Raw genomic sequence first — 26,168 nt, 5'->3', positions numbered from 1 at the left:
CCTTCAGGAGCGCCCGATCACCGGGGGGACCATCCCCAGGTGCGCCTCGGTGGGGGCGCGGAGGAAGTCGAAGTCGCAGCCCTGCGAGGCCTGTGTGACGTGCTTTTGGTACAGCGCGGGCCAGCCGCGCAGGTGCGGCGAGGGCGGCGGTGACCAGGCGGCGCGGCGACGGGCCAGCTCCGCCGCCGGGACGTCCAGGTCGAGCCGCCCGGCCGGGACGTCCACCACGACCGTGTCGCCGGTACGGACCAGCGCCAACGGCCCGCCGACGGCGGCCTCGGGGGCGACGTGCAGGAAGACGGTGCCGAAGCTGGTCCCGCTCATCCGCCCGTCGGTGACCCGGACCATGTCCGTGACGCCCCGCGCCGCCAGCTTGGCGGGGATCGGGACCATGCCCCACTCGGGCATGCCGGGCACCCCGACCGGCCCGCAGCCGGTCAGCACCAGCACGGTGTCGGCGGTGACATCGAGGTCGGGGTCGTCGATCCGCGCCCGCATCTCCTGGTACGAGGTGAAGACCAGCGCCGGGCCGCGGTGGACGAGCAGCTCCGGGCCGGCCGCCGAGATCTTGATCACCGCGCCGTCCGGGGCCAGCGAGCCACGGACGACGGCGAAGGCCCCGCCCCGGCGCAGCGGGTCGGCGAGCGGCCGCAGCACGCCGGAGGGACCGGGTGCGCCGGCGGCGGCCGCGCCGAGGGTCGTCCCGGCCACGGTCGGGGCGTCCTGGCCGAGGAGGCCGCCCAGTTCGCGGACCAGGGCCGGCACGCCGCCGGCCGCGTGCAGGTCCTGGACGAGGCCGGCGCCGGACGGTGCCACGTCGACGAGCACCGGCACGTCCGGGCGGGCGAAGTCCTCCGGTGCCAGGTCCAGGGCGAGCCGCCCGGCGAGGGCCGAGAGGTGGATGATCGCGTTGGACGAGCCGCCGACGGCGTTGAGCACGGTGATCGCGTTGCGGAACGCCGTCCGGGTGAGGATCCGCGACGGGGTGGTGCCCTCCCGTACCAGCTCGACCGCCCGGCGTCCGGCCTGCTCGGCGAACGTCTCGGCGGCCCGGTCCCCGGCCGGGACGGTCGCCGAGCCGGGCAGTGCCAGGCCGAGCGTCTCGGTGAGGACCGCCATGGTGGAGGCGGTGCCCATGGTGTTGCAGGCGCCGAGGCCGCAGGAGAGGCAGCGTTCGACCTCGGTCCAGGCGTCGTCGGAGAGCCGCCCGGTGCGGTGGTCCTCCCAGAGCCGCCACAGGTCGGTACCGGTGCCGAGCCGGCGGCCCCGGAACACGGCCGGCGGGCGGGCGCCGCCGGTGACCAGGACGGCCGGGAGGTCGGCGCTGGCCGCGCCCATCAGCGCGCCGGGGACGGTCTTGTCGCAGTTGGCGAGCAGGACGACGCCGTCGAGCGGGTTGGCCCGCAGGGTCTCCTCGACCTCCATGGCGAGGAGGTTGCGGTAGAGCATCGCCGTCGGCTTCATCAGGTCCTCGCCGAGCGACATGACGGGGAAGCGCAGCGGGATGCCGCCGGCCTCGGTGATGCCCCGGCGGACGGCGTCGACCAGCCCGGCGAGCGGCAGGTTGCACGGGTTGAGGTCGCTCGCGGAGTCGGCGATGCCGATCACCGGGCGGTGGTCGTCGGCGGCAAGCTCGATCCCGGCCGAGCGCATCGCCACCCGGTGCAGGACGGCGACCTCGTCGTCGCCCGCGAACCACGCGCGGCTGCGCAACGGGGCGGGTTCCGGGCCCTGCGGCGGTCGGCCGGTCACAGCTCCGGCACCCCCAGTCCCTCCGCTCCGGGACCGGACTGGACGAGCGGGACGCCCAGCCGGTCGATCCACTCCCCCGCGACGGCGGCCCGGTGGACCTTGGCCACGGCGATCGCGGCGGCGTCGGCCGCCAGGTGCGCGCCGGCCGGGTAGAGGTTGCGGGCGTTGCGCAGACCGAACTTGACGTACATCGGGGCACCGGCGAGCACCAGGTCGGTCGTCTCGTGGCCGCGCACGACTCCGGCGAGCCAGTCCGGGGACTCGACGTAGAGGTCGATGGGGAGCGAGGTGACCGCCCGCAGTTCGGCCAGCTGGCCGAGGGTGATGTCGGACGGCACGTTGACGGTGTGCGCGCCGAGCCGGGCCAGCTGGCGCACGGCCACCGGGTTGGACGGTGCGATCAGCACCGAGGCCTTCCAGACCACGGACGCCGGGAGCTCCCCGGCCGTCTGGAGGCCGCTCAGCACCTCCAGCAGCCCCAGGTCGGAGACCAGGAAGCCGCGGATGCCCTGTTCGACGGCGCGCAGCACGTCCTCGACGGCGTAGCGGAGCTGGCGGGTACCGCGCAGCTGGCCCGCGAGCGCGGCGCCGTCGGCCGAGCGGGAGTGGTTGCCGGTGTCGTAGCCCTCGCGGGGGCCGACGAACAGCGAGACCTCGACGCCCCGGTCGGCGCCGATCCTGGCCATCTCGGCCAGTTCGGCCCGGGTGAGCAGCATGGCGCCGCTGCCCTGCGAGACGCGGTTGACGGTCACACCGAGGGCGTCGCCCGCGTCGAGGGTGGCGCGCAGCACGTCCGGTCCCTCGACGCTGGGGATCTCCACCCGGTAGTGGGCGCCGTCGGGGAACCGGAGTTCGCTGGACGGCGGGACGGGTTCGGCGCTCAGGCCGAGTCCGGCGAGGATTTCGGTGCCCCTCATGCGCTGCCTTTCGGGTCGGTGACGGATCGTTCGGTGACGGATCGTTCGGTGACGAGTCATTCGGTGACGGATCGTTCGGTGGTGGCGGGCCGGTCTACGACGGGCGGTGCCGTGGTGACGCGCTCCGGCCCGGCGTCGGTCAGCAGGTAGGTGTCCTCGGCCTTGGCTCCGCCGGGGAGGCTGGGGTTCCAGGCCAGCGCGTGCCCGAGGGCGATCGGCTGGCGGTACCAGCGGCTGTCGGTCTGCCCGGGCGCGATCTCGAACTCCCGCTGGGCGTAGCCGATCGGGCCGCCCTGGTAGTGCTGCCGCCAGCCGCCGGGGTGCCCGGCGGCGGTGTAGGCGCGGTCGAGGGCGGTGAGCGCGTCCCCGTAGCTGCGGCCGGGGCGGCTCGCGGCGAGCGCCTCGGCCTCGATGGCGCGGACCGCGGTGCGGTCGGGGGCGTCCCCGGCGAACCGGGTCAGGGCGACGTGCAGTCCGCCCCGGCGGGCCACCAGGACCGCCATGACGGTGCGGTGCAACGGTGCGCCGACGGCCAGCGGGTGGCGGTGGCGCAGCCGTTCGTCGCCGCCGACGATCAGGACCGGCGCGTCGGCTCCGGCGCGTTCCACCCCGGCCGCGATCGCCGCCTGGACGTCGCGGTCCCGGTCGCCGGGCCGCCAGTCGTCCAGGGCGTCCTCGACGGCGGCCGTGGCGTCGGTACCGAGGGCGCGCAGGGCGTCCTGTTCGCCGGGGGTGAGTGCCAGCCGCAACGCCACGAGGTCGTCCGTGGCGTCGACGCCGAAGGCGGGGTGGCCGTCGGAGGCGATCAGCGCCGGGTCGTGGCCGGTGAACCGTGCGGCGGCGACCGCGGGGGCGGCCGGATCGTACCACGGGACGGCCCGCAACTCGCTGTCGGGATCGGGGTGTTCGGCGATGAGCCGGCCGTACTCGACCTCGGTGGTCAGCAGCAGGGCGGTGGTCGGGGTGACGACCGCCCAGAGGGTGTCGAACGGGGCCGTCCGGTCGATCGGGGGGTTCGGCCCGCCGGTGAGCCAGGCGACGGCCGGCGGCCGGGTGGCGACCAGCGCGGGCAGTTCCCGTTCGGCCAGCCAGGCCCGGACCCGGGCGAGTGCTTCGGTCAACACATCTGAGCCTGTTCTGTAGTGCAGAACCGCGTTCCAGTGAACGATGGAGAGCTAAGCAGCCCGCTTTCGTGATCGTCAAGGCTGCTATGCTGAATTAACAACCAACGTTCTGTAATGCAGAACATTTGAACCGCCGCCACGAGCTCAGCACACGACAGGCCGGCCGGCCCGACGCCACCACGGCGCCCGCACCCGTTGCACCGAGGAGACCGACCATGCGCACCCTTCGCGTCGACCGGCCGCACGCCGTCGCGCTCACCGACGCGCCCTCCCCCGCGGCGGACCCGGAGGCCGGCGAGCTCCTGGTCCGCCCGCGCGCGGTCGGCCTCTGCGGCACCGACCTGGAACTGGTGGACGGTGCCGTCGACCCCGCCTACGTCCGCTACCCGCTGGTGCTGGGCCACGAGTGGTCCGGCGTCCTGGCCGACGGCACCCCGGTGGTCGGCGAGGGCATCGTCCCGTGCGGGCGGTGCGCCGCCTGCGGGCGCGGCGCGACCAACCTCTGCGCGACCTACGACGAGATCGGCTTCACCCGGCCGGGCGCGGCCGCCGACGAACTGCTCGTCCCCGCCCGGCTGGTGCACCGGCTGGCGCCCGGCGTGGACCTGGCCGAGGCGGCGCTGGTCGAGCCGATGGCCGTGGTGCTGCGCGGCCTGCGCCGGGCCGCGCCCGAGCCGGGGCTGCGGGCGCTGGTGGTCGGCGACGGCACGATCGGCCTGCTCGCCGTCCATCTGCTGAGGCTCTGGTCCCCGGCGGAGGTCTGCCTGCTCGGCCGCCGCCCGGAGCAGGCCGGGCTCGCGGCGGCGGCCGGCGCGGACCGGTTCACCCTCGACCCCGAGGAGGCGGGCGGGGGCTACCAGCTGGTCGTGGAGGCGGCCGGCGCACCCGAGGCGGTCGGGACGGCGGTCGGCGCGGCCGGGCGCGGCGGGACGGTCCTGCTGCTCGGCCTGGCCGGAACGGGCCGCACGGCCGCGTTTCCGATCGACGAGCTGGTCAACGGGGACCTCACCGTGCGCGGCAGCTTCGCCTACACCTCCGAGGTCTGGCGCGAGACCGTGGGCCTGCTCAACGCGGGCGAGGTCGCGCCCGGCTTCGTGATCACCCACCGCTTCCCGCTCGCCGAGGCCGCCGCCGCGCTGGCCACCCTGCGCGGCGGCGCGGGCCCCCGGGGAAAGGTGCTGCTGACGCTGCCTTAGCCGGGTGGCCGGACTTGGCGAAGCGCGGAAGGACGTACCGCGTGGGAGAATGAGGAGGATTGTTCCCGGCCGGTAGGCGGCGGGAGGAGCGGACATGGAGATCAAGCCGCAGGCGGCCGTCATCCCCAAGGACAACGACCAGTTCGAGCAGGGGAAATACGGCCCCGTTTATCCGAAGACACCGGCGTGTTATGGGTTCACCATCGTCGCGAAGGTCAAACCGGGCCGGGCCGACGCGATCCGTGAGCACGGCCACACCCTGGCCGAGGCGCTGGAGGGCGATCCACATCTTCTCGCACCGCTGAAACTGCACTACCTGCGCTGGGTGCTCTTCGACGACGACACGCGCTTCATGTACCAGGGGATCTTCGACACCGACTTCGACAAGTACACCGAGGACGCCGTCGCGCTTTTCAGCAAGGCCGGTGTGAGCACGGCCTTCGAGAACCTCGAAGGGTTCCCCGAGGACTGGCAGACCAACCCCGAGGCGTTCGTCAGGTTCGTGCGCGAACATCACTGCCCGAGCTTCATCGAGTACGGGGAGTACCCGTACGTGACGGCCGATGAGATCAAGAAGGCTCTGCGGATCAAGGATGCCCTGTCGGAGATGCTCGACCAGCTGCAGTGAGAACGGGCCGTCCCAAGCTTGTCCCACCGCGGATCGGAGACGAGATGAGCAAGGTCGGGACCGCGCGCACCTACAACCAGAACCACGTCCCGCGCGACTACACCCCGGGACGGCGACGGGTGAGCATCTACGTCTCGTGGAGCTATCCGGCCGAGGCGGGCAGAAATCCGGCTGAACTGGACAACCGGTTCTCCACGATGACGGAGGTCAGGCGGGTGGCGTGGCCTGCCTACGAGGACCCGAAGTGGTCCGACCCCTTGCGGTTCCAACAAGGCATCGCCGGCGCACTGGAATTGTTCTTCTGGGCCTGGGTGCCGTTCCAGCAGTTCGTCGAGGAGGTCACCGGGCACCCCGTCCCGGTGTATCAGCGCATCGACCAGGCCGGCTTCCGGACCCCGCTCGACGAGCGCGTACTGGCCGACACCGACACGCTGTTCGTGTTCGGGCTGGACCACATGGTCGCCGGGCAGGAGGCCCGGCCCGAGGAGGTCGAGGCACTGCGGGCCTTCCTCGGCCGAGAGGACGCCTGTCTGGTCCTGGGGCCTCACCATGACGTCGGGGCATCGGACGATCTGGCCGTGCGCGACCTGGAGTACCGCCATCACGGCGATCCCCTGGTCCCCCGCCAGCAGCGGTTCGCCACGTACGTCCGGGGCTTGATGCAGGGTCTCGGGGTGCCGGTCGAGAACCGCTACGGGCTGCGCCCCGCGGTGCGGGAGAAGAACAGGATCGCCCCGCTGTCCACGGTCGGGGACCTGGACGCGAAAGGGTGGCTGGAAGGGGTGACGAACTTCAACTTCCATCTGCACCTGCCGCACTACGCCGTGACCACCGACGAGCCGGATGTCATCCACGTGCTGGCCAGACAGCCGATCGACACCTCCAGGCCGCATCCGTTCACCGAGGCCGGCAACACCGAGTTCAACATGTTCCTGTGGATGCCTCCGAGCGGTGAGCAGGCCGGCGATGTGCTGCTGGCGGACTCCACGATCTTCAGTTCGCTGTTCGGCGGCGACGAGAGCCTGCGAAATTTCTGGCGGAACCTCGTCTCGAAGTAGTACCGCAGGGAGGCCAACCGTGAGCGGACCTACGCACGTCGCGTTGGAACTCGGCGATATTCAGCGCGGGGTTCTCAGTCCTCGGCCGACCCCCTACGCCGCGACGTACCTCGTGTTCCACATCGATGACCGGGCACACGGGCGGGAGTTGATACGGCGCGCGAGCGCGATGGTGGCCTCTGCCGCCGACTCGGTCAGCCCCCTGGGGGAAACCTGGCTCAGTGTCGCGGTCACCTGCCACGGTCTGGCGGCGCTGGGCGTGCCGCGCGCATCACTGGCCACCTTCGCCTGGGAGTTCCGGCAAGGGATGGCCGCCCGGGCCGAAGCGCTCAGCGATGTCGGCGAGAGCAGCCCCGAGAACTGGGAAGCGCCGCTGGGCACCTCGGATGTCCATGTGGTGCTCACCGCAGTAGCGCCTGACACCCCTCGGCTGAAGGCCGCCCTCGACCGGGCCCGCCCTGCGTACGACAGCCTTCCCGGGGTGACCGCGATCTGGCGACAGGACTGTCAGGCGCTGCCCACCGAGACCGAGCATTTCGGCTACCGCGACGGCATCAGCCATCCGGCCGTCGAAGGAAGCGGCATCGCCGGGTCGAACCAGCTGGAAGAACCTTTGAAGGCCGGGGAGTTCGTGCTCGGCTACCGGGACGAGATCGGCGGTGTCCGAACTCCGCAGCCGGAGGTGCTGGGACGCAACGGCAGCTACGCGGTCTTCCGAAAACTCCACCAGGAGGTCGCCGCGTTCCGGCGCTACCTGCGGGACAACGCCGACGGCCCCGAGGACGAGGAACTGCTCGCGGCCAAGATCATGGGACGCTGGCGCAGCGGAGCGCCCCTGGCGCTGTGTCCGCAGCACGACGACCCCGCGATCGGTGCCGACCCGCACCGCCGCAACACCTTCCTGTACGAGCGGGACGACCCGGCGGGATTCGTCACACCCGGCGGCTGCCACATCCGCCGGGCCAACCCCCGCGACGCCTCGGTGGCAGGACAGGTGCGACTGCACCGCATGATCAGACGCGGCACCGTCTACGGTCCTCCGCTGCCCGAGGGAGTTCTGGAGGACGACGGGGTCGACCGCGGCCTGATGTTCGCGTTCATCGGAGCCCACCTCGGGCGGCAGTTCGAGTTCGTGCAGTCGCAGTGGATGAACGACGGCGTCTTCTTCGGCGCGGGCAGCACCAAAGACCCCGTCACCGGCTCCCACGACGGCACCGCCGGCTTCACCGTCCCCCGGCGGCCGGTGCGACGCCGCCTTGCCCCCCTGCCGCGCTTCGTCGCCACCCGCGGCGGCGAGTACTGCTTCCTGCCGAGCCTGAGCGCCCTGCGCTGGCTCGGCGATCCCCAGGACTGAGAGGGCGGCGACGCGCGCTCCACCGCAAGGGGAAAGCCCCATGGACACCCTGCACATGCTGTTCAACGCCGTCACCGTGATCTTCATCGCGGCCACCATGTTCGCCGCCGGCCTGGGGGCCACCGTGGCGGCACTGCGTGGCGTCTTCGCCGGCATCCCGCTGCTGCTACTCGCGCTGCTCGCCAACCTGGTGGTCGTCCCACTGCTCGGCTGGGGCATCGGTGCGCTGTTCGGCCTCCCCTCGGCAGCGTTCATCGCACTTGTCCTTGTCGCTTCCTCCCCCGGCGGACCCTTCGGCGCGAAGCTGGCCATGGTGCAGAACGGCGACGTCAGCGCGGGCGCGGCGATGCAGGTGCTGCTCGCCGCCCTCGGCAGCCTCACCTTCGCCCCGACGGTCAACGGAATTCTCACCGCCGCCGAGGTCGGCGGGGGGATCTCCCTCGATGTCGCGGCGCTGGTGCGGACCGTGGCCCTCCTACAGCTCGTACCGTTCGTCATCGGCCTGCTGCTGCGCCGCTACGCGACGCCCACCGCGCGGTCGTGGCACCCCACGGCGGCCGCGGTCTCGAACGTGACATTCCTGATCGTGCTGGCGGGCATGCTGGTCGGCAACTGGAGTGGCGTCGTCGCACTCCTCGGCTCGCTCACCCTCCTCGCCGGTTTCCTGCTCGCAGCCGCCGCCTTCGCCGTCGGCACACTGCTGGCCACGGGTCCGCCGGTGCGCCGCACCACCATGGGCGGCGTCACCGCGGTACGCAACGCCGGGCCCGCCCTGGCCGCAATCGGCATCGCCTTCGGCGACCAGCCCGCCGTCCTGGGCGCGCTCGCCGCCGTCCTGCTCAGCGGTCTGGCAGCGGCCCTCCCGATCGCCACGGTGCTCAGCCGTCGGCGAAGCGGACCCACGGCAGCCGATGACACGCGCTGACCGGGGGATCGCTGTTCATGGCAGGCCGCCCTCCCCGTCTTCGGCCCGCCGGACCCGGCCGAAGGCCGGGGAACGTCGCCCGCCCGGCGGGATCCGCAGGAGGCACCCTGCCCTCACCCCACCGCCCGGCGCAGCGCGGCGGCGATCCCCGGGGCGGCGGCCAGCACCAGCTCCGCGTCCGGCGGGCCGCCGTCGGGGCCCTCGACGACGGCGCCCGCCTCGCGGGCGATCAGCGCGCCCGCCGCGTGGTCCCACGGGCCGAGGCCGCGTTCGTAGCAGCCGTCCAGCCGGCCGGCCGCGACCGCGCAGAGGTCGGCGCAGGCCGAACCGCTCATTCGCACGTCCCGTACCCCGGGGGCGAGCCGGCCGAGCACGGCCAGCTGTCCGGCGCGGGCCTCGCGGTCGTACGCCAGGCCGGTGCCGATCAGCGCCCGGTCCAGCCTGGTCTCCCCGCTCGCCCGCAGCGGCCGGCCGTCCAGGGTCGCGCCGCTCCCCCGGGCGGCGGCGAACACCTCCCCGGCCGGGAGCACCACCACCGCGCCGGCCTCGGCCGTCCACGCCTCGGGCGGCCCGCTCCCCACGGCCACGCTCACCGCGTACGGCACCGCCCGGTACAGGTAGTTGACCGTCCCGTCGATCGGGTCGACGATCCAGGTCAGCCCGCTACCGCCGGGCCGGTGTCCGCTCTCCTCGCCGAGGAAGCCGTCCCGCGGGCGGGCCGCGCGGAGCGCCTCGCGGATCAGCGTCTCGGCCTCGCGGTCGACGGCCGTCACCACGTCCAGCTCGGAGGACTTGGTCGCGACCACGGAGACCGCCGCCACCCGTCTGCTCAGGACGAAGTCGGCTCCCCTTCGCGCCACCGCGGTCGCGAGCGTCAGCAGGTCCACGGACCCCTCCTAGAATGTTCGGCAGAGAAGAATTGGGTTCCATACAGCAGGACGGGGACAGCACAGCGATGGCGGACACCACGGAGACCGGCGAGAAGCGGACCTACGCGGTGGGGAGCGTGGTCAGGGCGCTGCGGCTGGTGGACCTGGTCGCCGAGGGCCCGGCCGAGGGGGTCACCCTCACCGAGCTCACCCGCGGCCTCGGTACCTCCAAGTCCACCGCCTACTCGCTGGCCCGCACCCTGGTCGACGCCGGCTATCTGCGCGACGTGCAGCCCGGCCCCCGCTACCGGCTCGGTATGGCGCTGGTGCGGCTCGGCGACCGGGCGTCCGCCGCGCACCCGCTGGCCGACGTGGTCAAACCGGCGCTGCACGAGCTGAGCCGGCAGACCGGGATGACGGCGCGCGCCGCGATCAACGACGACGGCTACCCGATGTTCATCGCCCGGGTCGACGCCCCGGGCACCATCCGCTTCCACACCCCGCTCGGCGTGCGCGAGCTGCCGCACACCTCGGCCGCCGGCAAGGTGATCCTCTCCCTGCTGCCGCCCGCGGTGACCGACCGCATCGCCGAGGAGACCGGCCTGCCCTTCCGCACCCGCAAGACCATCACCTCGGCGGCCGAGCTGCGGGCCGAGCTCGACCTGACCCGCGAACGCGGCTACGGCGTGGACGACGAGGAGGACTCCGACGGGGTGCTCTGCGTCGCCTCCCCGGTCTTCGACCACACCGGGACGGTGCTCGGCGCGCTCTCCGTCACCGGCCTCAAGGGCGACCAGTCGGTGCGCCAGATCACCGAGCTCGGCGGGGTGCTGGCCGAGGCCGCCGACCGGATCACCCGGGCGCTGGGCGGCCACCGGGCGCTCTAGCAGGGTGTCTATTTGATCCCCGACCGCAGGAAGCTGTTGATGAACTGCCGCTGCCCGATCAGGAACAGGGCGAGCAGCGGCGCCGTGACGATGACCGTACCGGCCGCCATCCGGGGCACGTCCAGGCCCGTCTCCGGGGCCAGGAACCGGACCAGGCCGACGGTCACCGGCCTGGTCTCGTCCGACACGGCGACGATCAGCGGCCAGAGGAAGTTGTTCCACTGGGTGGAGATCGACACCAGCGCGTACGCGACGATGCTCGGCTTGGCGGCCGGGACGAACACCTTCCACAGGATGCCCAGCCGGGAGGTGCCCTCGATCTGCGCCGCCTCCACCAGTTCGTCCGGCACCCCGAGGAACGCCTGGCGCAGGAAGAACACGCAGAACGCGCTGGCCACATAGGGCAGTCCCACCCCGGGCAGGGTGTCCAGCAGGCCGAAGCCGGCGATCGTCCGGTAGTTCTCCGACATCAGGACCTCGGGGAAGATCATGAGCTGGACCAGGACGAAGACGAACAGCGGTCCCCGCAGGGGGAATTCGAACCGGGCGAAGGCGTACGCGGCGAGCACCCCCACCACCAGCTGGGCGGCGGTGATCCCGGTGACCAGCAGCGCGGTGTTGAGGTAGTAGCGGCCGAACGGCGCGGCCTGCCAGGCCGAGGAGAGATCGGCGGTGCCCGACTCGAAGGCGCGGACGAAGACATAGAGCAGCGGGGCGGTCCAGAGCAGGCCGGCCAGCCACGCCAGCGCCGTCTCGACCCGGTCGGGCCAGCTGACGATACGGTCCACCTGGGGCTCCTAGCGGTAGTGGATCCGGCGGTCCAGCAGGCGGATCTGCAGGACGGCCAGGGCGACCAGGACGCCGATCACCAGCAGCGAGATCGCCGCGCCGTACTGCGGCCAGTGCTGGGCGAAGGTGACCCGGTAGATGTAGTAGAGGAGGAGGTTGCTGGAGTTGTCCGGGCCCCCCTGGGTCATCACGAAGACGAAGTCGACCATCTTGATGCTGTCGGCGAGCGCCACGATCGCCGCGAACAGCGTGGTCGGCATCAGCAGCGGGAAGGTCACCCGGCGGAAGTGCGTGAACCGGCCGGTGCCCTCCAGCAGGGAGGCCTCGTCCAGCTCGGGATCGATGGCCTGGAGCCCGGCCAGGTAGAAGATCATGAAGAACCCGGCCTCCTTCCACACCATCATCGCCATCAGGGACGGCAGCACCAGGGCGGTGTCGCCGAGCCAGTCCGGCCCGGTGATCCCGAACCAGCCCAGCACCTCGTTGATCACGCCGATGTTGGGCTGGTAGAAGTACAGCCAGATGACGGCGATCGCGACCACCGGCAGGATCGCCGGGGCGAACACGCCGGCCCGCAGCAGGGCCTTCCCGCGCAGCGCCCGCTGGAGCAGCACGGCGAGCAGCATGGCCAGCGCCAGCGAGACCGGGACGGTCAGCGCCGAGAACAGCAGGTTGTTGACCAGCGCCTTGCGGAAGACCTCGTCCTCGGCGAGGAAGCGGTAGTTGTCCAGGGTGGGCCCCTCGTCCCGGCGGTCCCGCAGGCTGCTGAGGACCGTCGAGACGAGCGGCTTCACCGTGAACAGGACGAGGAAGGCGAACGCGGGCACCAGCAGGGCGTACGCGAACACCTGGTCCGGGAGCCTGCGCGGCGCGGTGCGGGCTCTCACCGGTGGGTCTTCAGGATGGCGTCGATGTCGGACTGGGCCTTGTTCAGGGCCTGCCGCGGGTCGGCGCCCTTGAGCAGCACGGCCTGCAGGGCCGGTGCCAGGGTCTGGTAGACGACCCGGTCGCGGTCGGGCGTGGCCATCTCGGGGATGGCGTCGGCGACCGCGTCGTGCGGGGCCCTGGCCTGCGGGTGCTGCTTGAGGTAGGTCTGCATCGCCTCGGTGTTCCAGGCTGCTTCGGAGGTCGCGATGTAGCCGGACTTGATCGAGACGTCCGCGGCCCGCTCCGGCGTGGTGAGGAACCTGGCCAGGGTGACCGCGGCCTCCTGCTGCTTCCTGGAGACCCCCGCCTCGAACAGCATCAGGCTGCCGCCGCCGGTGGGCGCGCCCTTGCCGGCGCCCGCCGGGAGCGCGGAGACGCCCCAGTCGAACCCGGCCTTCTCCTGGATGGAGCCGATCCGCCCGGAGGTCGTCCACAGCATGCCGGTGGTGCCGGCCAGGAAGTCGTCGGTGGAGGTGCCCCAGGCGACCTCGGTGGTCGGGGCGATCTTCTGGGCGCCGAGCGAGGCCCAGAACTCCAGCGCCTTGACGTTCTGGTCGGAGTTGACGGTGACCTTGGTGCCGGCCCGGTCGCTGAGCGCGCCGTCGCCGCCGGCCTGCTGGACCAGCGCCTGGTAGAGCCAGTAGGCGGTACCGGTCGAAGTCGGGACGAACAGGCCCCACTTGGCGCCGGCCCCGCTCTGGACGGCCTTGGCGTCGGCGATCAGCTCGTCCCAGCTCGTCGGCGGCTTCTCGGGGTCGAGGCCGGCCTTCTTGAAGTAGTCCTTGTTCCAGTACTGGACGATGGTCGAGCGGGCGAACGGGACGCCCCAGACCTGGCCGTCCGCACCGACCGAGTTGGACATGAACTGCGGGTAGAAGCCGTCCTTCCATTTCTTGTCCGCGTCGCTGGTCAGGAAGGGGTTCCAGGCCGTCACGGCCTTGCGCTCGACCAGGTCGTGCATGAAGGACTGGTCCATGATGGCCAGTGCGGGCGCCTTCCTGGCGTCGATCGCGGTGTTGACGGCAGCCAGGGTCTGGTCGTAGTCGCCGGAGTAGACGCCCTTGACCTTGATCTCGGGGTGCTCCTTGGCGAAGTCCTTGAGGTAGCCGTCGATCAGCGCGCTGAGGGTACCGACCTGGTCGGGGTAGTAGAAGTCGATGCTGACGGCGCCGTCCTTGCCGCCGTCACCGCCCGGGCCGCCGGAGGCGGAGGAACAGCCGGCGACCGCGGTGAGCGCGAGCGCCGCGGCGGCGAGCGCCCGGGTGCGGGGAGAGAGGGACACGGGTATCTCCTGATGCTCTGTACAGCCGAGGATCGGTGGAACTGGCGAGGGGAAGACGGGGGTTCAGCGCGGGACGCCGGCCGGCCGGCGGACGTCGAGGCGGGCTCCCGTCCGGCGGTCGAAGAGGTGGCAGGCGGCGTACCGGGCGCCGAGGCGGTCGCCGCCGGGGCGGTGCTCGTCGGCGCGGACCCTGACCTGGACGGTGCGGCCGCCGACCCGGAAGGCGATCAGCCGGTCCGCGCCGAGGAGTTCGTCCCGGATCCGGACGGCCGGCAGGGTCAGCTCGCCCGGGCCCGGCGTCAGGTCCTCCGGGCGGATGCCGAGGACCAGTTCCTCGGGCAGCCCGTCCGGCAGGCCCCTGAGCAGGGCGGCGGCCTCGATCCGGAGGGGACCGTCGGCGGCGGTGCTGTCGGCGACGGTGCTGTCGACAGCGGTGCCGCCCCCGCCGGGACCGCCGAGCAGCAGCGCGGTGCCGTCCCGGCGGACGTCGAGCAGGTTCATCGGCGGGGAACCGATGAAGGACGCGACCCGGGTGGAGGCCGGGCGGGCGTACAGCTCCTCGGGGGCGGCGATCTGGTCGATGCCGCCGTCCCGCATGACGATCACCCGGTCGGCCATGGTCATCGCCTCGACCTGGTCGTGGGTGACGTACAGGACGGTCAGCCCGAGGCGCTGCTGGAGCTCGCGCAGCTCGGTGCGCATGTCCGCCCGGAGGCGGGCGTCCAGGTTGGACAACGGCTCGTCCATCAGGACGAGTTCGGCCCCGCTGACCAGGGCCCGCCCGAGCGCGACCCGCTGGCGCTGGCCGCCGGAGAGCTGGGCGGGGCGGCGGTTCAGCTGCTCCTCCAGGCGCAGCTGCCGGGCCGCCTCGGCCAGCCGCGCCGTCCGCTCGGCCTTCGGCACCCGACGGGACCGGAGGCCGAAGAGGATGTTCTCGGCGACCGAGAGGTGCGGGAAGAGCGCGTAGTTCTGGAAGACCATCGCCAGCCCGCGTTCGGCGGCGGGCACCCGGGTGACCGAGCGGCCGCCGATCCTGAGGTCGCCGCCGTCCGCGCGTTCCAGGCCGGCCACGATGCGCAGGGTGGTGGACTTGCCGCAGCCGCTCGGGCCGAGCAGGGCGGCGAACTCGCCGCTGGGCACGGTGAAGTCGATCCCGGTCAGGGCCTGGTGGCGGACTCCCCTGGCACCCTGGTAGGTCTTCGAGATCTGCTCCAGTACCACGTCTGGCATGCCTGCCGGCCTTTCAAGTTCTGTGATTCCGAACATTGATCTGCGTGTCTGAACATGGTGGCGCGCCACCCGGTCGTGGCGGCGGCGCGCCGGTGACCTGCCGATGAAATGCGGATTGCCGCGTGGATCAGCCGGTCTTGGTGTAGTGCTGGAGGTAGAGGAAGATCGACTTCCAGCCGGAGCCGACGTGCACGATGTGCAGCTGGCCGCCCGACGGGCCGAGGTCCCAGGCGGCGATGCCCTGCACCTCGTCACCCGGCTCGGCGTCCTGGTGGAACTCGTAGGCGACCTGGCCGGAGACCGGGTCGATCGAGAAGACGGACTTGCCGCTGTCGTCGACCGAGGCGTAGAGCCTGCCCTGCCACATGGCCGCGCCCTGGATCCGGCTCAGCGGCTGGGACAGGGTGACGGTCTTCACCACCGGCAGGGTGCTGCCGGCCGGCAGGCCGAGCAGGTCGGACAGGCTGTAGGCGACCAGCTTGGCGGTGCCGTCCGCGGTGTTCTGCGACCACGGCGCGGTGTAGACCAGGCCCGCCGCGGCGTCCACCGCGACCCACGGCACGCCGCCCGGCATCTGCGCGAGCGGCAGCTGGAGGTAGCGGCCGGTGTAGCTGAGGTCGCTCGCGTTGTAGAGCGCCAGCACCGGGTGCTGGTAGCCGTTCTTGCCGTCCTCGATCGGCGCGATCACATAGCCGCCGTAGTACTCGAGGTCGCCGATGTGGTCACTCTTGAACGAGGAGCCGAGCGCCGACGGGATCGGGAAGGTGGAGGAGGCCACCTCGTGGTCGTTGGAGATGGTCGCCTTCACCATCCCGCCCGGGCCCGCGTAGTAGAAGTACGTGCCGTCGGTCGCCACACCCTGTCCGCGCTCCAGCGCGTTGAATCCGGTCCACCGGTAGTACTGCGACGTCCGCGCCCAACTCGCGGCCTGCGCGGGGGTCGCCGCCGCGACGGCCACGGCCGCCACGAGGGCGGCGCTGATGCTGATCCGGCCCAGCTTCACTGCCACTCACCTCTACTGTTCTCGATTGTTCGGGATAGCAGAACGGCGTTCCTTATCGCCAAGAGGATTACAACAGGGGCGTTCGACAGGGTCAATGGGCGGAAGGTGAACGTCAGATGTCACCGGCCGAGGGGGCGCGGACACGGAAAAGCCCCGGGTGCCGCGCCTCCCCCCGTGAGGAGGCGCGACACCCGGGGCCTTGGGCCGGGCGGGTGCGGTCAGCCGTTGCGGGCCGCTTCGGGGCCGGTGATCCGCCGGAGCAGCGGGAGGGTCGAGGCGATGATCCCGAGCGAGGCGACCAGCCCGAGGACGACCAGGACGAAGTACGTCGCGCCCGGGGAGACCAGGTCGTAGCTCATCTGCGACTTGAGGAACATCGCCGCCGCCCCGAAGCCCGTCCCGGTCGCGATCGCGGCCACCACCAGCAGCGGCAGCGCGCTCTCCAGCCCGATCACCCGTTGCAGCAGCCGCAGCGGTGCCCCGGTGAGCCGCAGCATCGCGAACGGCCGCCTGCGGTCGGAGAGACCCGCGACCACGCTCACCGCGAGGCTGCAGCCCGCGATGGGCAGGGTGGCGAGCAGCACCACGTTCGCCAGCTGGCGCCAGCCCGCCATCTGCCGCTGCTGCTCGGAGCCCCAGTCGCCGACCGTCCGGGACATGTAGTGCGGGTAGGCGCGGGTGAGGACGGTCCTGGTCTGCTCCATGGCCGCCGTCGAGCCGTCGGTGGTCGCGTAGATCATCTGGACCGGCAGCCGGCCGAGGGCCTCGGGGGTGATCGGCGCGGCGGGCCACTCCGTGTCGGCCTGCGACCGCAGGTCGAGGAACGCGTACAGCGGGATGGCCGCGGCGCTCGCGCCGGCCGGGCAGTGGCCGACCACCGGAATCCGGGCCAGGTCCGAGCAGAGCACCAGGCCGGGCGCGAAGGGGCGGGGGTCCGCCGGGTCCTTCGCGATCTTGTCCGGGTTGGCGTGCACCACCGCCAGGCCCTCGGCCCCCGGGACGGCCCGGACGTCCGCCAGGACGCGGTCGGGTACGGCGTCCGTCATCGGCGGTTCGTCCACCATGGCGCCGTGCTCCACCGCGGTCCGGGTCAGCGGATCACCGGCCAGCGAGCCCCGGTTCTCGTTGATGGTGCCGATGATGCAGACGGTCGCGGTGGTGACGAAGAGGGCGAGGACCAGGCCGCTGACCGAGCGGAAGCCCGCCTTGGGGTCGTCCGCGAGCCGCCGGACGGCGATCAGCGTGGCGGGGCGGCTGGTGCGCAGGGCCACGGCCCGGGCGGCGGCCATGGTCAGCCAGGGCCCCGCGACCACCAGGCCCAGCATGACCACCAGGAAGCCGGTGAGGTAGGCCGCCGTCTGCCCGTCGGTGGTCTCCGGGCGGCGGTCGACGAACCAGGCGAGTTCGGCGAGGCCGCCCAGCAGCGGGACCAGCCGCCAGGCCCGGGGCGGACGCGGGGTCACCCGGCGGGAGACGCCCAGCGGCGAGATGGTCACCCGGCGCAGCGCGAACCGGGCCGCGACCGCCGCCGCCACCGGGACGCCCAGGACGGTCCCCAGTACCTGGACCACGGTCAGGGTCAGGTCGCCGGTGAAGAACCGTTCGCCGGTGAACGGCACGGTGGCGACCACCGGGCGCAGCAGGAAGAAGAGCGCGAAGCCGACGGCCGTCCCGGCGACGGCGGCCACCGTGGACTCCACCGCGGAGATCACCGACACCTGCCGGGGGGTGGCGCCGACCAGACGCATCGCGGCGAACCGCTGCTCGCGGGTGGCCGCGGAGAGGCGGGTCGCGGTGCCGATGAAGATGAGCACCGGGAAGATCAGCGCGCCGGCCACGACGGAGAGGATGAGCGTCATGGCGTCGCCCCGGACGCCGCCGCCCGGGCAGTCGTTGTCGCAGGCCGCGGGGAGCGTGGTGGCGATGGTGGTGACGGTCCTGGCCTCGGGCTGGGCCCTGACCTCCTCCGGGGTGCGGCCGATGACGGCGACCAGCGAGTCCGGGGACTGCAGGGCCTCGTCACCGAGGGTGCCGGCCAGCCGGCCGGGGAAGCGGTCGGCCAGCTCGACGGCCGGGGTCTCGCGCAGCAGCTTGGCGAGGGCCGGCGAGGCGTAGTACTCGCCGGGTGCCGGCACCGCGGCCAGGCCCGGCGGGACGGGCGCGGTCGGCCCGGTGGCGGCGACGTCCACCTCGAAGAGCCTGACGCCGTCGTAGTAGTCGGCGTGGGTCCGCCACCAGAGCGGGTCCACCGCCGCCGTCTCGGTGCGGGCGGCCGCCCCGGTGTTGTACCAGAGCACCCGGTCGTTGGCCTTGTCGACGGCGTTGATGCTGGCGAGCGTGGAGAGCAGCATGCCGACGCCGATGGCCACGGCGGCGGCGATGACGATCAGCCGGGCGATGGCCTCCCGGCCTCCGCTGACGGCGAGGCGGAGCGCGAACTCGATCACGAGGCGACCCGTCCGGCCGAGAGCGAGGTGGCCTTCCCGTCCCGGACGATCGCCTCGCGGTCGGCGTAGGCGGCGACCCGGGGCTCGTGGGTGACCAGGATGACGGTGGTGCCCTGTTCGCGGGCGGCGCCGACCATCAGCTCCATCACCTGCTCGCCGGTGAGCGAGTCCAGCGCGCCGGTCGGCTCGTCGGCGAAGAGCACCTGCGGGCGGGCGACCAGGCCGCGGGCGAGCGCGACCCGCTGCGCCTGACCGCCCGACAGCTCGCCGGAGCGGCGCCGCTCCAGGCCGTCCAGGCCGAGCCGGGCGAACCAGGGCCGGGCCTCGGCGAGGGCCGCCGTACGGCGGGTGCCGCCGAGCAGCAGCGGCAGGGCCACGTTCTCCTCGGCCGTCAACTCGGGGACGAGCTGGCCGAACTGGAAGACGAAACCGAACCGGTCGCGCCGCAGGGCGCTGCGCTGGGCCTCGTTCATGGTGTCGATCCGCTGCCCGTCGAAGTGGACCTCCCCCGCGTCGGGGACGAGGATGCCTGCCAGGCAGTGCAGTAACGTCGACTTGCCGGAGCCGCTCGGGCCCATGATGGCGAGCACCTCGCCGGCGTCGACGGCCAGACCGGCGCCGCGCAGGGCGGGCGTCTCGCCGAAGGCGAGTTCGATGTCGCGGGCCTCGATCAGGTGGGTCATGACCGCACCGCCTCGGCGAGCGCGTCCAGCCTGGCGGTGGTCAGGTCGATCCAGCGCAGGTCGGCCTCCAGGTGGAACAGTCCGTGGTCGGCGAGCAGGGCGTCGACGAGCGCGCCCGTGCGCCGCAGTTCGGTCAGCTCGCGCATCCGCCGCAGGTGGGCGGCGCGCTGGGTGTCGAGGTACAGCTCGGCGTCGCGGCCGAGCATCAGGGCCAGGACGACCTTGGTGAAGAGCACCGTCTGAAGATTGGGCTCGGGCGACACCGGCTCGGTGAGCCAGGTCTCGAACTCCGTCACCCCGGCTTCGGTGATGACGTAGCGCTTGCGGTCGGGACCGTCACCGGGCTCCGCCTCGGCGGGCACGACCTTGCCGTCCCGGGCCAGTCGGCCGAGCGTGGCATAGACCTGGCCGTACGGCAGGGGCTTGCCCCGCCCGAAAAAGGCGTCGTAGTCGCGCTTGAGGTCGTAGCCATGGCTCGGCTCTCGCTCCAGCAGGCCCAGAAGGGTCAAAGGAACACTCATGAGCTGACCATACACCAGACGTATACTTCGAGTGTATAGCTGGCGAGAATAGTCCGCTGAGCTGCTCGAACATCGGTCAGGAGGCGGTCAGGAGGCGATCAGGGCCGGCTGGGCGCTGACGCACGGGAGCGGCCGGGCCGGGCGGGACATGCGTGAGCAGGGGACGGCCCCACGTCCGCCCCCTGCTCCACACCGCGGCCCGGCGAGCCCCCACAGCAGGCCGGACCTCGCCGCGTCCCGGCAACAAGAGGACGCGGCCGGGACCAGCCTGCCCTGCCGCCCCCTCCCCCGCCGAGGGCCGAACGTCCCTGTCGTCAGGCCGCCGGTCCCGGTACGGGACCGGCCGGTACGGTCCGCTCAGCCCTTGTGCGCGGACCGGGAGCGGAGAGAGATTGGATGCCGAAGCCCGGCGAACACCCCGGAGGAGCACGCATCGTGTCCAGCACACCCCGCCCGACCCGGGCCGCGTCGCTGCCGCGGCGGGCGGGCCGGCACCTGCGACGGGCCCTCGGCGCCCGCCGCGATCCGCTCGTCCGACCGCTGGACCGGTCCCGCAGCCGAGCGTGGGCCGCGGCGCTCCTGGGCCTGCTCCTCGCGCTGTCCGCCGCCGTCGGCGCCGCGCTGCTCTCCTTCCACGCCGCCGACCATGACGCCTCGGCGGACCGCGCCCGGCTGCACCGGGTCGACGCCGTCCTGCTCACCGCGACCCGGCCCGGCAACGCCGCGAACAGCCGCTGGGCGGGCGGCTACGAGAGCCGGGCCGACGTCACCGTCTCCTGGACGTACCCCGACGGGCAGCAGCACACCGGCCGGGCCGAGGCGCCCCGCTCCGCCACCGCCGGCTCCACCGTCACCGTCTGGGTGGACGACGACGGCGGACGGGCCGACCCCCCGGCCACCCGGGTCGGCGTCGCGGTCGAGGCGGTCTGCACCAGCCTCTCCGGCTTCGCCGCCCTCGCCGCCGCGCTCGGCGGCGGCCTCGCACTGCGGCTGCGCGCCCTCGACCGGCGGGCCGACCAGGAGTGGCAGCGGTCCTGGGCCCGCCTGGAACCGCTCTGGAGCGGCCGCGGCAGCCGCAGCCCGGGCGGCCCTCAGGAGGGCTGAGCTGCGCCCATGGCCGATTCACCCGCAGCCGCGAGCCGCCGCCCCACCCTTGAGCTGCCGGCCGAACTCGTCGACTGGGTCAGGGCGTTCGCGGAGATCTCGCACCGCACGGTGGAGCAGGTCGTCGAGGTCACGTCACCGTCGAACGGTGACACCGGCCGCACGGCCAAACGCCGCCGGCACTCGCAGTACGGGGCGCCCGTGTACCTGCTGGTGGACCGCCAGGAACGCGATTGCACGCTGTTCTCCCAGCCCGGGAAGCTCGGCTACACGCACGTGGAGGGGCCGCACCCGTTCGGGACTCCCGTGCACCTGCCGGAGCCCTTCGGCCTCAGCCTCGACACCGGCGGGTTCTGACGGCGTCCGACCGTCGGACACGTCTCAGGGCTTGTCCCCGGCGCCCCCCGGGCGGGTCCAGGCCGGGGTGGGCCCGCCGGGGGCGGGGGTGGCGGCACGGTGGGTGGCGGCGGCGACCGCGATCAGCAGGGCGAGTGCCACGGCCAGCGCGGTGGTGACGGTGGCGTGGAACACCAGCAGGGCGCCGAGCAGGGCGCCGGCGAACATCCAGACGGCCGAGGCGAGACGGCGGGCGCCCGCGCGGTCGGCGGCCAGGCCGGTCAGGGTCATGGTCAGCACGGTGGTGGTGAGGTCGGGGACCTTGAGGAAGCGCACGACGGCGTTCTGCAGGCCCATCGCGAAGCCGAGCAGGCCGATCAGGCCGTACCGGGCCGCGTCGGTGGTGTGGCCGGCCACGGCCGCCAGGGCGGTGCTGCCCGCCAGCAGGACCGCCTGGATCACGGCCGAGGCGACGAGCAGCCTTCCCCGGTGACCGGGCAGCCGCTCGCAGAGCCGGCCACCGGCGAACGCGCCCACCAGGAAGGCCGCCAGGGCGGCCAGCGAGGCGGTGGCGGAGAGCCCGGCCGCGCCGGCCAGGGCGAAGCCGAGGAAGACCACGTTCCCGGTCATGTTGGCGACGAAGACATGGCCGAGTTCGAGGTAACTGACCGCGTCCACCAGCCCGGTGACGACGGTGAGCACCAGCAGCATCGGTACCAGCGGGCCGTGGCGGCGGTCGGTCTTCACCCTGTGTCCTCCAGTGGTGCGCTTCGATGATCGCGGGTACTCCGTTCTACGCCCGTCGGCCCGGGATCCCGGTCAGGCGAGCACCGGGCGGGCCCGCAGGTCGGTCGGGGCGAGTCCGGAGGCTCGGCGGCTCAGTGGTTGAGCGCGACCTGGACGATCTTGACGACGACCAGGACCATCGCGACCAGCAGGTAGCCGCGCAGCGCGCCCATGCCGATCCTGTAGGCGGTGGAGACCGTGGGCCGGGCGAGGGTCTCCAGCGGCGGCATCCGCCAGTTCTCCCGCCCGGTGCGGTCGATGCGGTCCTTCTCGGTGCCGGTGCGCCTGCGGACGAAGGAGTACCCGGCGGCCGACACCCCGAGGACGCCGCAGACCGCCATGACGGTGAGGATGGTGTCGGCGCTGATGTCCGGGAAGAGCACGGCCGCGGTCAGGACCACCGAGAGGGTGACCAGGACGCCGACCACCGCCGCCGTGAAGGCGTTGGTCCGGGGCCCGTTGACCCAGGGGCCGAGGACGTCCTTGTCGTTGCAGAGCAGCAGCAGGAAGACCGAGGCGGACGGCAGCAGCACGCCGGCCAGGGTCTGGACGCCCTCGGTGAGCAGACCGAGCGGGGAGCCGGGGATCAGCACGATGGTGGCGGCCACCGTCACCAGGCCCGCGTAGACGGCGTAGAAGCCCTTGGCCCCGCCCACGCCCCGGTGCAGCGAGTGCTTCACGCCGAGCACGTCGCCGACCGCGTACGCGGTGGAGAGCGAGACCGCGAAGGCCCCGATGATCGAGGCGTCCAGCAGCGCGATCGCGAAGAGCACCCCGGCGAGTTCGCCCGCCTTCGCGGCCAGGCCGTGCGCGATGCCCGCCGCGTCGGTGAACTGCCCGAAGCCGTCGGTGCCCGCGAAGGCCGCGGCGGTGAAGCCCGTCATCGCGGCGGCGCCGACGACCACGACGACGATGCCGATCCACAGGTCGACCTTCTCGTAGGCCATGAAGCGCGGGGTGATCCGCTTGTCGATGACGTACGACTGCTGGAAGAACAGCTGCCAGGGGGCCACCGTGGTCCCGACGATGCCGATGATCAGCAACATCACGGTGGACAACTGCCCGGCGCCGCCCGGCAGGTTCGGCACGACGAAGTCACGGGCCATCCGCGTCGCCGACGGGTGGATCAGGAAGTAGACCGGTACCAGCAGCAGCGAGCCTGCGCACAGGGCGATGGCGATCCGCTCGAAGCGCCGGAACGAGCCGGTGAACGCGGAGGCGATGATGACCGCGGCGGCCAGCACGACGGCCAGGGCCTTGGGCAGTCCGAGGTAGCCGGCCGCGAGCGTGATGCCGATGAACTCGGTGACCAGCGTCAGCGCGTTCAGCAGCAGCAGGTCGATCACCGAGAAGGCGCCCCAGAACCTGCCGAACCGTTCCAGGATCAGCCGGGCGTGGCCCACCCCGGTGACGGCGCCCAGGCGGAGCACCATCTCCTGGTTCACGTAGAGGACGGGGACGAGCAGCAGCAGCGTCCACAGCAGGTGGGTGCCGTAGTTCTGGCCGGCCTGACCGTAGGTGGCGAAGGCGCCGGCGTCGTTGTCGCCGACCATCACGATCAGGCCGGGACCAATGACCGCGAGCAGCGTCCTGAGCCGGGCGGAGAGCCCGTGGCGCGGGGTGTCGTCGTCGAGGCGGATGGTGCCGAGGGCACCCTTGATGTCGCCCAGGTGGGCGTCGTCCAGTACGGCCGCACGCGGCGTGGGAACCTCGGGGTCGAGCATCACGTTCGTCATGACGTGCCTCCCTGACCCCTTCTCTGCGAGGGGGCCGGTCGGGGGCGCGCAGCAGCGATCCCCCCTGCGGGCGCACGGCACCGCGGCCCGCGGCGGCAAAGGGCCGGGCGGGCATGGCGGCACGCCGGACGCGCGTCACGGCCGGGCCGGGGGCGGCGGGGCATGACGGTGCGTCAGGAGTACGCGCGGGGGAGGTTGTTACCGCGTGCCGGGGGTGAGCGAAAGCAGGCGGGGGCCGGGGCGACTGTGGCCCGGACTACTACTGTCCATGTCTCTCGCCTCCTCCCGGCCGGCGACGCACCACGGGTGCGCCGGATCGACACGGCAAGGAGCGGGCCGACCCGCCGGGCCGGCACACCCCTACTCGTCAGAGCTTTGGCACTTCACGGCGTAATCCCCTTGGCGGGGAAGCCACTTGGGATCAACCCTTAAGTCGGGAGGATCTGTCCTGAACCTGGGCGTCTCTCGACGTCGTCGGGTCAGTGGCCTGTGTCCGTGAGGACGCCTCACCGAACGAGGTGCCTTCTTCGTCTTCTGTCAAACCTTGAGAAGCATAGCCCCTCCGCCGAACGGGTCTCTACAGCTTTGTAGAATCTTGACCGGGACCTGGGCGAAAGCGGGTGGAACGGGGCCCGCTCCCGGCCCGGGGGTGTCCGGGGCGGGAGCGGGCGGCGCGGGCGGCAGGCCTCAGAGGGCGAGCGCGGGGCGGTGGTGGTCGAGCCAGAGCGCGAGGTCCACCACCCGCTCCAGCCGCAGCCGGTGGCCCCACTCCAACTGGTCGGCCGGGGTGTCGAGGCTGGCCTTGATGACGGTCTCGTCGGCGATGTCGCGGACGTGCGGCGCGTCGAGTGCCTCCCGGGCGAGCCGCTGAAGGCCGCTGTTGTAGTCGGCGTGGTGGGTCGCCGGGTAGTGGTTCTTGGGCCGCCACAGCACCGAGTCGGGGGCCAGGCCCTGACCGGTGGCGCGCAGCAGGCTCTTCTCCCGGCCGTCGTAACTCTTCATCGACCAGGGGGCGTTGAAGGCGTACTCGACCAGCCGGTGGTCGCAGTAGGGGACGCGGACCTCCAGCCCCTGGGCCATCGAGAGGCGGTCCTTGCGGTGCAGCAGCTGGCGCAGCCAGCGGGTCAGCGAGAGGTGCTGCATCTCGCGCTGGCGGTGCTCGGCGGCGCTCTCGCCGTCCAGGTGCGGGACGGCGGCCAGCGAGGTGCGGTAGGTGTCGTCGCGGAACTCGCCGATCCGCAGGTGGGCGGCGAGGTCGGGGTTGATCGGCATGGCGGCCTCGTCGCCGGTGACCAGCAGCCACGGGAAGGTCTGCGCGGCGAGTGCCTTGGGGTTGTGGAACCACGGGTAGCCGCCGAACACCTCGTCCGCGGCCTCGCCGGAGAGGGCGACGGTGGAGTGCTTGCGGATCTCGCCGAACAGCAGGTAGAGCGAGGTGTCCATGTCGCCGACGCCGATCGGCGAGTCACGGGAGACGACCACGGCCCGGCGGTTCTCGATGTCGAGCAGGGTGCGCGGGTCGAGGACCACGGTGGAGTGGTCGCTGCCGATGAAGGCGCCGGCCTCGGCGGCGTACGGGGTGTCGTGGCCGGTGCGCAGCACGTCGCCGGTGAACTGCTCGGCCTGGTCGCTGTAGTCGACGGCGTAGGAGCGCAGCTTGGCCTGCGGGCCTTCGGACAGCCGGAGTTCGTCGGCGACGAGCGCGGTGACGACGGTGGAGTCGAGGCCGCCGGAGAGCAGGCTGCAGAGCGGGACGTCCGCCTCCAGCTGGGCGCGGGCGGCGCGGTTGACCAGCGAGCGCACCCGCTCGACGGTGGTGTCCAGGTCGTCGGCGTGCGGGCGGGCCTGGAGCTCCCAGTAGCGGCGCTCGCGGATGCCGTCCCGGTCGAGTACGAGCAGGCCGCCGGGGTGCACCTCGCGGACGCCGGCCCAGACCGTGGGCCCGGTGTTGAACAGCAGGCTGTAGGCCTCGCGCAGGCCGTCCGCGTCGACGGCGGGGGTGACCTCGGGGTGGGCGAACAGGGCCTTGGGCTCGGAGCCGAAGGCGAGTCCGCCGCCGACGGCGGTCCAGAACAGCGGCTTGACGCCGAGCCGGTCGCGGACCAGCAGCAGCCGCTCGGCGCGCTCGTCCCAGATCGCGAAGGCGTACATGCCCTCCAGCCGGTCGACCAGGGCGTCGCCCCACTCCTGGTAGGCGCGCAGCACCACCTCGGTGTCACTGCGGGTCTCGAACCGGTGTCCCCTGGCGCGGAGTTCGGCGCGGAGCTGGTGGTGGTTGTAGACCTCGCCGCTGTAGGTCAGCACCACGCCCGGGTTTTCCTGGCGGTCGGCCATGGGCTGGGCGCCGCCGTCGATGTCGATGACGGCGAGGCGGCGGTGACCGAGCGCGGCGTGGGCACCGAGCCAGATCCCGCCGGCGTCGGGCCCGCGCAGGGCCATGGTCGCGGTCATCGCCTCGATGACGGGGGCGCTGTGGCGGACGTCCTGATGAAAGGACACCCAGCCGGTGATTCCGCACATGCGCGTGCACTCCTTGTGGCGGACAGAGTCGGACGGAGCAGGTGGAGCGGGTGGGACAGGCGGGGCGGGTGGGTCGGACGGGCCGTCGCCCGGC

At 72.6% G+C, this 26,168-nt stretch carries 22 protein-coding genes, 1 pseudogene and 1 riboswitch; of the genes and pseudogenes, 8 read left to right on the top strand and 15 right to left on the bottom strand.

Annotation, left to right across the window (positions count from 1 at the left end):
- Positions 1-3: 3 nt before the first annotated feature.
- The 3 genes from ACIO5D_RS30575 to ACIO5D_RS30565 are packed head-to-tail and all read right to left on the bottom strand — an operon-like array spanning position 4 to position 3,790.
- The gene (locus tag ACIO5D_RS30575; RefSeq protein WP_400650575.1) at positions 4-1,713 is read right to left on the bottom strand and encodes a dihydroxy-acid dehydratase; all 1,710 of its coding nucleotides are present in this window, start codon (positions 1,711-1,713) and stop codon (positions 4-6) included.
- Between the two features lie 35 nt (positions 1,714-1,748).
- Positions 1,749-2,669: a hypothetical protein gene (locus tag ACIO5D_RS30570; protein WP_400799153.1), complete on the bottom strand. Its 921-nt coding sequence runs from the start codon at positions 2,667-2,669 to the stop codon at positions 1,749-1,751.
- Between the two features lie 56 nt (positions 2,670-2,725).
- Positions 2,726-3,790, bottom strand: a complete 1,065-nt coding sequence (locus tag ACIO5D_RS30565; protein WP_400799150.1) for a M24 family metallopeptidase — start codon at positions 3,788-3,790, stop codon at positions 2,726-2,728.
- A 218-nt stretch (positions 3,791-4,008) separates the two neighbouring features.
- Between ACIO5D_RS30565 and ACIO5D_RS30560 the strand changes: the two genes are divergently transcribed.
- From ACIO5D_RS30560 to ACIO5D_RS30540, 5 genes are all read left to right on the top strand, one after another.
- A complete protein-coding gene (locus ACIO5D_RS30560) occupies positions 4,009-4,989 on the top strand; it encodes a zinc-binding dehydrogenase (protein WP_400799147.1) in 981 nt (326 codons plus the stop codon).
- A gap of 94 nt (positions 4,990-5,083) precedes the next feature.
- Positions 5,084-5,617, top strand: a complete 534-nt coding sequence (locus ACIO5D_RS30555; RefSeq protein WP_363605064.1) for a hypothetical protein — start codon at positions 5,084-5,086, stop codon at positions 5,615-5,617.
- A gap of 44 nt (positions 5,618-5,661) precedes the next feature.
- A complete protein-coding gene (locus ACIO5D_RS30550) occupies positions 5,662-6,675 on the top strand; it encodes a hypothetical protein (protein WP_363605066.1) in 1,014 nt (337 codons plus the stop codon).
- 19 nt (positions 6,676-6,694) lie between these two features.
- Positions 6,695-8,029, top strand: coding sequence for a Dyp-type peroxidase (locus ACIO5D_RS30545; RefSeq protein WP_363605067.1), 1,335 nt, complete (start codon positions 6,695-6,697; stop codon positions 8,027-8,029).
- A gap of 40 nt (positions 8,030-8,069) precedes the next feature.
- Complete coding sequence (locus ACIO5D_RS30540) at positions 8,070-8,954, top strand: hypothetical protein (protein WP_363605068.1); 885 nt, start codon at positions 8,070-8,072, stop codon at positions 8,952-8,954.
- Between the two features lie 113 nt (positions 8,955-9,067).
- Here ACIO5D_RS30540 and ACIO5D_RS30535 read toward each other — a convergent pair whose 3' ends face one another.
- Positions 9,068-9,841, bottom strand: coding sequence for an inositol monophosphatase family protein (locus tag ACIO5D_RS30535; protein WP_400650587.1), 774 nt, complete (start codon positions 9,839-9,841; stop codon positions 9,068-9,070).
- A gap of 68 nt (positions 9,842-9,909) precedes the next feature.
- Here ACIO5D_RS30535 and ACIO5D_RS30530 point away from each other — a divergent pair, with 68 nt between their 5' ends.
- Complete coding sequence (locus ACIO5D_RS30530) at positions 9,910-10,710, top strand: IclR family transcriptional regulator (protein WP_363605070.1); 801 nt, start codon at positions 9,910-9,912, stop codon at positions 10,708-10,710.
- Between the two features lie 8 nt (positions 10,711-10,718).
- Here the strand turns inward: ACIO5D_RS30530 and ACIO5D_RS30525 are convergent, their stop codons facing one another.
- The 8 genes from ACIO5D_RS30525 to ACIO5D_RS30490 all read right to left on the bottom strand — a co-directional run bounded on the left by ACIO5D_RS30525 (position 10,719) and on the right by ACIO5D_RS30490 (position 19,592).
- Complete coding sequence (locus tag ACIO5D_RS30525; protein ID WP_363605071.1) at positions 10,719-11,498, bottom strand: carbohydrate ABC transporter permease; 780 nt, start codon at positions 11,496-11,498, stop codon at positions 10,719-10,721.
- Between the two features lie 9 nt (positions 11,499-11,507).
- Positions 11,508-12,386, bottom strand: coding sequence for a carbohydrate ABC transporter permease (locus tag ACIO5D_RS30520; RefSeq protein WP_400799144.1), 879 nt, complete (start codon positions 12,384-12,386; stop codon positions 11,508-11,510).
- Positions 12,383-13,708: an ABC transporter substrate-binding protein gene (locus ACIO5D_RS30515; RefSeq protein WP_400650596.1), complete on the bottom strand. Its 1,326-nt coding sequence runs from the start codon at positions 13,706-13,708 to the stop codon at positions 12,383-12,385. The genes ACIO5D_RS30520 and ACIO5D_RS30515 overlap by 4 nt, the downstream gene beginning before the upstream one ends.
- A 63-nt stretch (positions 13,709-13,771) precedes the next feature.
- Positions 13,772-14,938 carry an ABC transporter ATP-binding protein gene (locus tag ACIO5D_RS30510; RefSeq protein WP_400650598.1) on the bottom strand — a complete coding sequence of 389 codons (1,167 nt, stop codon included), beginning with the start codon at positions 14,936-14,938 and terminating at the stop codon, positions 13,772-13,774.
- Positions 14,939-15,065: 127 nt separating this feature from the next.
- Positions 15,066-15,947: a hypothetical protein gene (locus tag ACIO5D_RS30505; protein WP_400799142.1), complete on the bottom strand. Its 882-nt coding sequence runs from the start codon at positions 15,945-15,947 to the stop codon at positions 15,066-15,068.
- Positions 15,948-16,159: 212 nt separating this feature from the next.
- Positions 16,160-18,388 (bottom strand): FtsX-like permease family protein, encoded by a 2,229-nt coding sequence (locus ACIO5D_RS30500; RefSeq protein ID WP_400799139.1) that lies wholly within the window; start codon positions 18,386-18,388, stop codon positions 16,160-16,162.
- On the bottom strand, positions 18,385-19,071 hold the full coding sequence (locus tag ACIO5D_RS30495) for an ABC transporter ATP-binding protein (protein WP_400650604.1): 687 nt from the start codon (positions 19,069-19,071) through the stop codon (positions 18,385-18,387). The genes ACIO5D_RS30500 and ACIO5D_RS30495 overlap by 4 nt, the downstream gene beginning before the upstream one ends.
- Positions 19,068-19,592, bottom strand: a complete 525-nt coding sequence (locus ACIO5D_RS30490; protein ID WP_363605080.1) for a PadR family transcriptional regulator — start codon at positions 19,590-19,592, stop codon at positions 19,068-19,070. The genes ACIO5D_RS30495 and ACIO5D_RS30490 overlap by 4 nt, the downstream gene beginning before the upstream one ends.
- A gap of 435 nt (positions 19,593-20,027) precedes the next feature.
- Between ACIO5D_RS30490 and ACIO5D_RS30485 the strand changes: the two genes are divergently transcribed.
- Positions 20,028-20,696 (top strand): hypothetical protein, encoded by a 669-nt coding sequence (locus ACIO5D_RS30485; RefSeq protein WP_400799136.1) that lies wholly within the window; start codon positions 20,028-20,030, stop codon positions 20,694-20,696.
- A gap of 120 nt (positions 20,697-20,816) precedes the next feature.
- Positions 20,817-21,053: pseudogene (locus ACIO5D_RS30480) on the top strand (Uma2 family endonuclease); the annotation flags it as partial.
- Between the two features lie 24 nt (positions 21,054-21,077).
- On the opposite strand, the gene ACIO5D_RS30475 reads toward ACIO5D_RS30480, so the two are convergent.
- From ACIO5D_RS30475 to asnB, 3 genes are all read right to left on the bottom strand, one after another.
- Positions 21,078-21,743 carry a YoaK family protein gene (locus ACIO5D_RS30475; protein ID WP_363605168.1) on the bottom strand — a complete coding sequence of 222 codons (666 nt, stop codon included), beginning with the start codon at positions 21,741-21,743 and terminating at the stop codon, positions 21,078-21,080.
- Positions 21,744-21,910: 167 nt separating this feature from the next.
- On the bottom strand, positions 21,911-23,554 hold the full coding sequence (locus ACIO5D_RS30470; RefSeq protein ID WP_400650608.1) for an NRAMP family divalent metal transporter: 1,644 nt from the start codon (positions 23,552-23,554) through the stop codon (positions 21,911-21,913).
- 351 nt (positions 23,555-23,905) lie between these two features.
- A riboswitch (M-box (ykoK) riboswitch) is annotated at positions 23,906-24,079 on the bottom strand.
- A 162-nt stretch (positions 24,080-24,241) separates the two neighbouring features.
- The gene (gene asnB / locus ACIO5D_RS30465; RefSeq protein ID WP_363605085.1) at positions 24,242-26,074 is read right to left on the bottom strand and encodes an asparagine synthase (glutamine-hydrolyzing); all 1,833 of its coding nucleotides are present in this window, start codon (positions 26,072-26,074) and stop codon (positions 24,242-24,244) included.
- Positions 26,075-26,168 lie beyond the last annotated feature (94 nt).

Origin of the sequence: Kitasatospora sp. NPDC087315 (genome assembly GCF_044744345.1) — a bacterium.
GTDB lineage: Bacteria > Actinomycetota > Actinomycetes > Streptomycetales > Streptomycetaceae > Kitasatospora.
Note: the sequence above shows the minus strand (reverse complement) of the source record. Positions and strands in the feature narration are given on the sequence as shown.

Bases quoted from the DNA above. Each gene is read 5' to 3' on its own strand.
- ACIO5D_RS30570 (WP_400799153.1), bottom strand. From the start codon at position 2,669: ATGAGGGGCACCGAAATCCTCGCCGGACTCGGCCTGAGCGCCGAACCC.
- ACIO5D_RS30560 (WP_400799147.1), top strand. From the start codon at position 4,009: ATGCGCACCCTTCGCGTCGACCGGCCGCACGCCGTCGCGCTCACCGAC.
- ACIO5D_RS30555 (WP_363605064.1), top strand. From the start codon at position 5,084: ATGGAGATCAAGCCGCAGGCGGCCGTCATCCCCAAGGACAACGACCAG.
- ACIO5D_RS30550 (WP_363605066.1), top strand. From the start codon at position 5,662: ATGAGCAAGGTCGGGACCGCGCGCACCTACAACCAGAACCACGTCCCG.
- ACIO5D_RS30540 (WP_363605068.1), top strand. From the start codon at position 8,070: ATGGACACCCTGCACATGCTGTTCAACGCCGTCACCGTGATCTTCATC.
- ACIO5D_RS30530 (WP_363605070.1), top strand. From the start codon at position 9,910: ATGGCGGACACCACGGAGACCGGCGAGAAGCGGACCTACGCGGTGGGG.
- ACIO5D_RS30510 (WP_400650598.1), bottom strand. From the start codon at position 14,938: ATGCCAGACGTGGTACTGGAGCAGATCTCGAAGACCTACCAGGGTGCC.
- ACIO5D_RS30495 (WP_400650604.1), bottom strand. From the start codon at position 19,071: ATGACCCACCTGATCGAGGCCCGCGACATCGAACTCGCCTTCGGCGAG.
- ACIO5D_RS30490 (WP_363605080.1), bottom strand. From the start codon at position 19,592: ATGAGTGTTCCTTTGACCCTTCTGGGCCTGCTGGAGCGAGAGCCGAGC.
- ACIO5D_RS30475 (WP_363605168.1), bottom strand. From the start codon at position 21,743: ATGCTGCTGGTGCTCACCGTCGTCACCGGGCTGGTGGACGCGGTCAGT.
- ACIO5D_RS30470 (WP_400650608.1), bottom strand. From the start codon at position 23,554: ATGACGAACGTGATGCTCGACCCCGAGGTTCCCACGCCGCGTGCGGCC.
- asnB (WP_363605085.1), bottom strand. From the start codon at position 26,074: ATGTGCGGAATCACCGGCTGGGTGTCCTTTCATCAGGACGTCCGCCAC.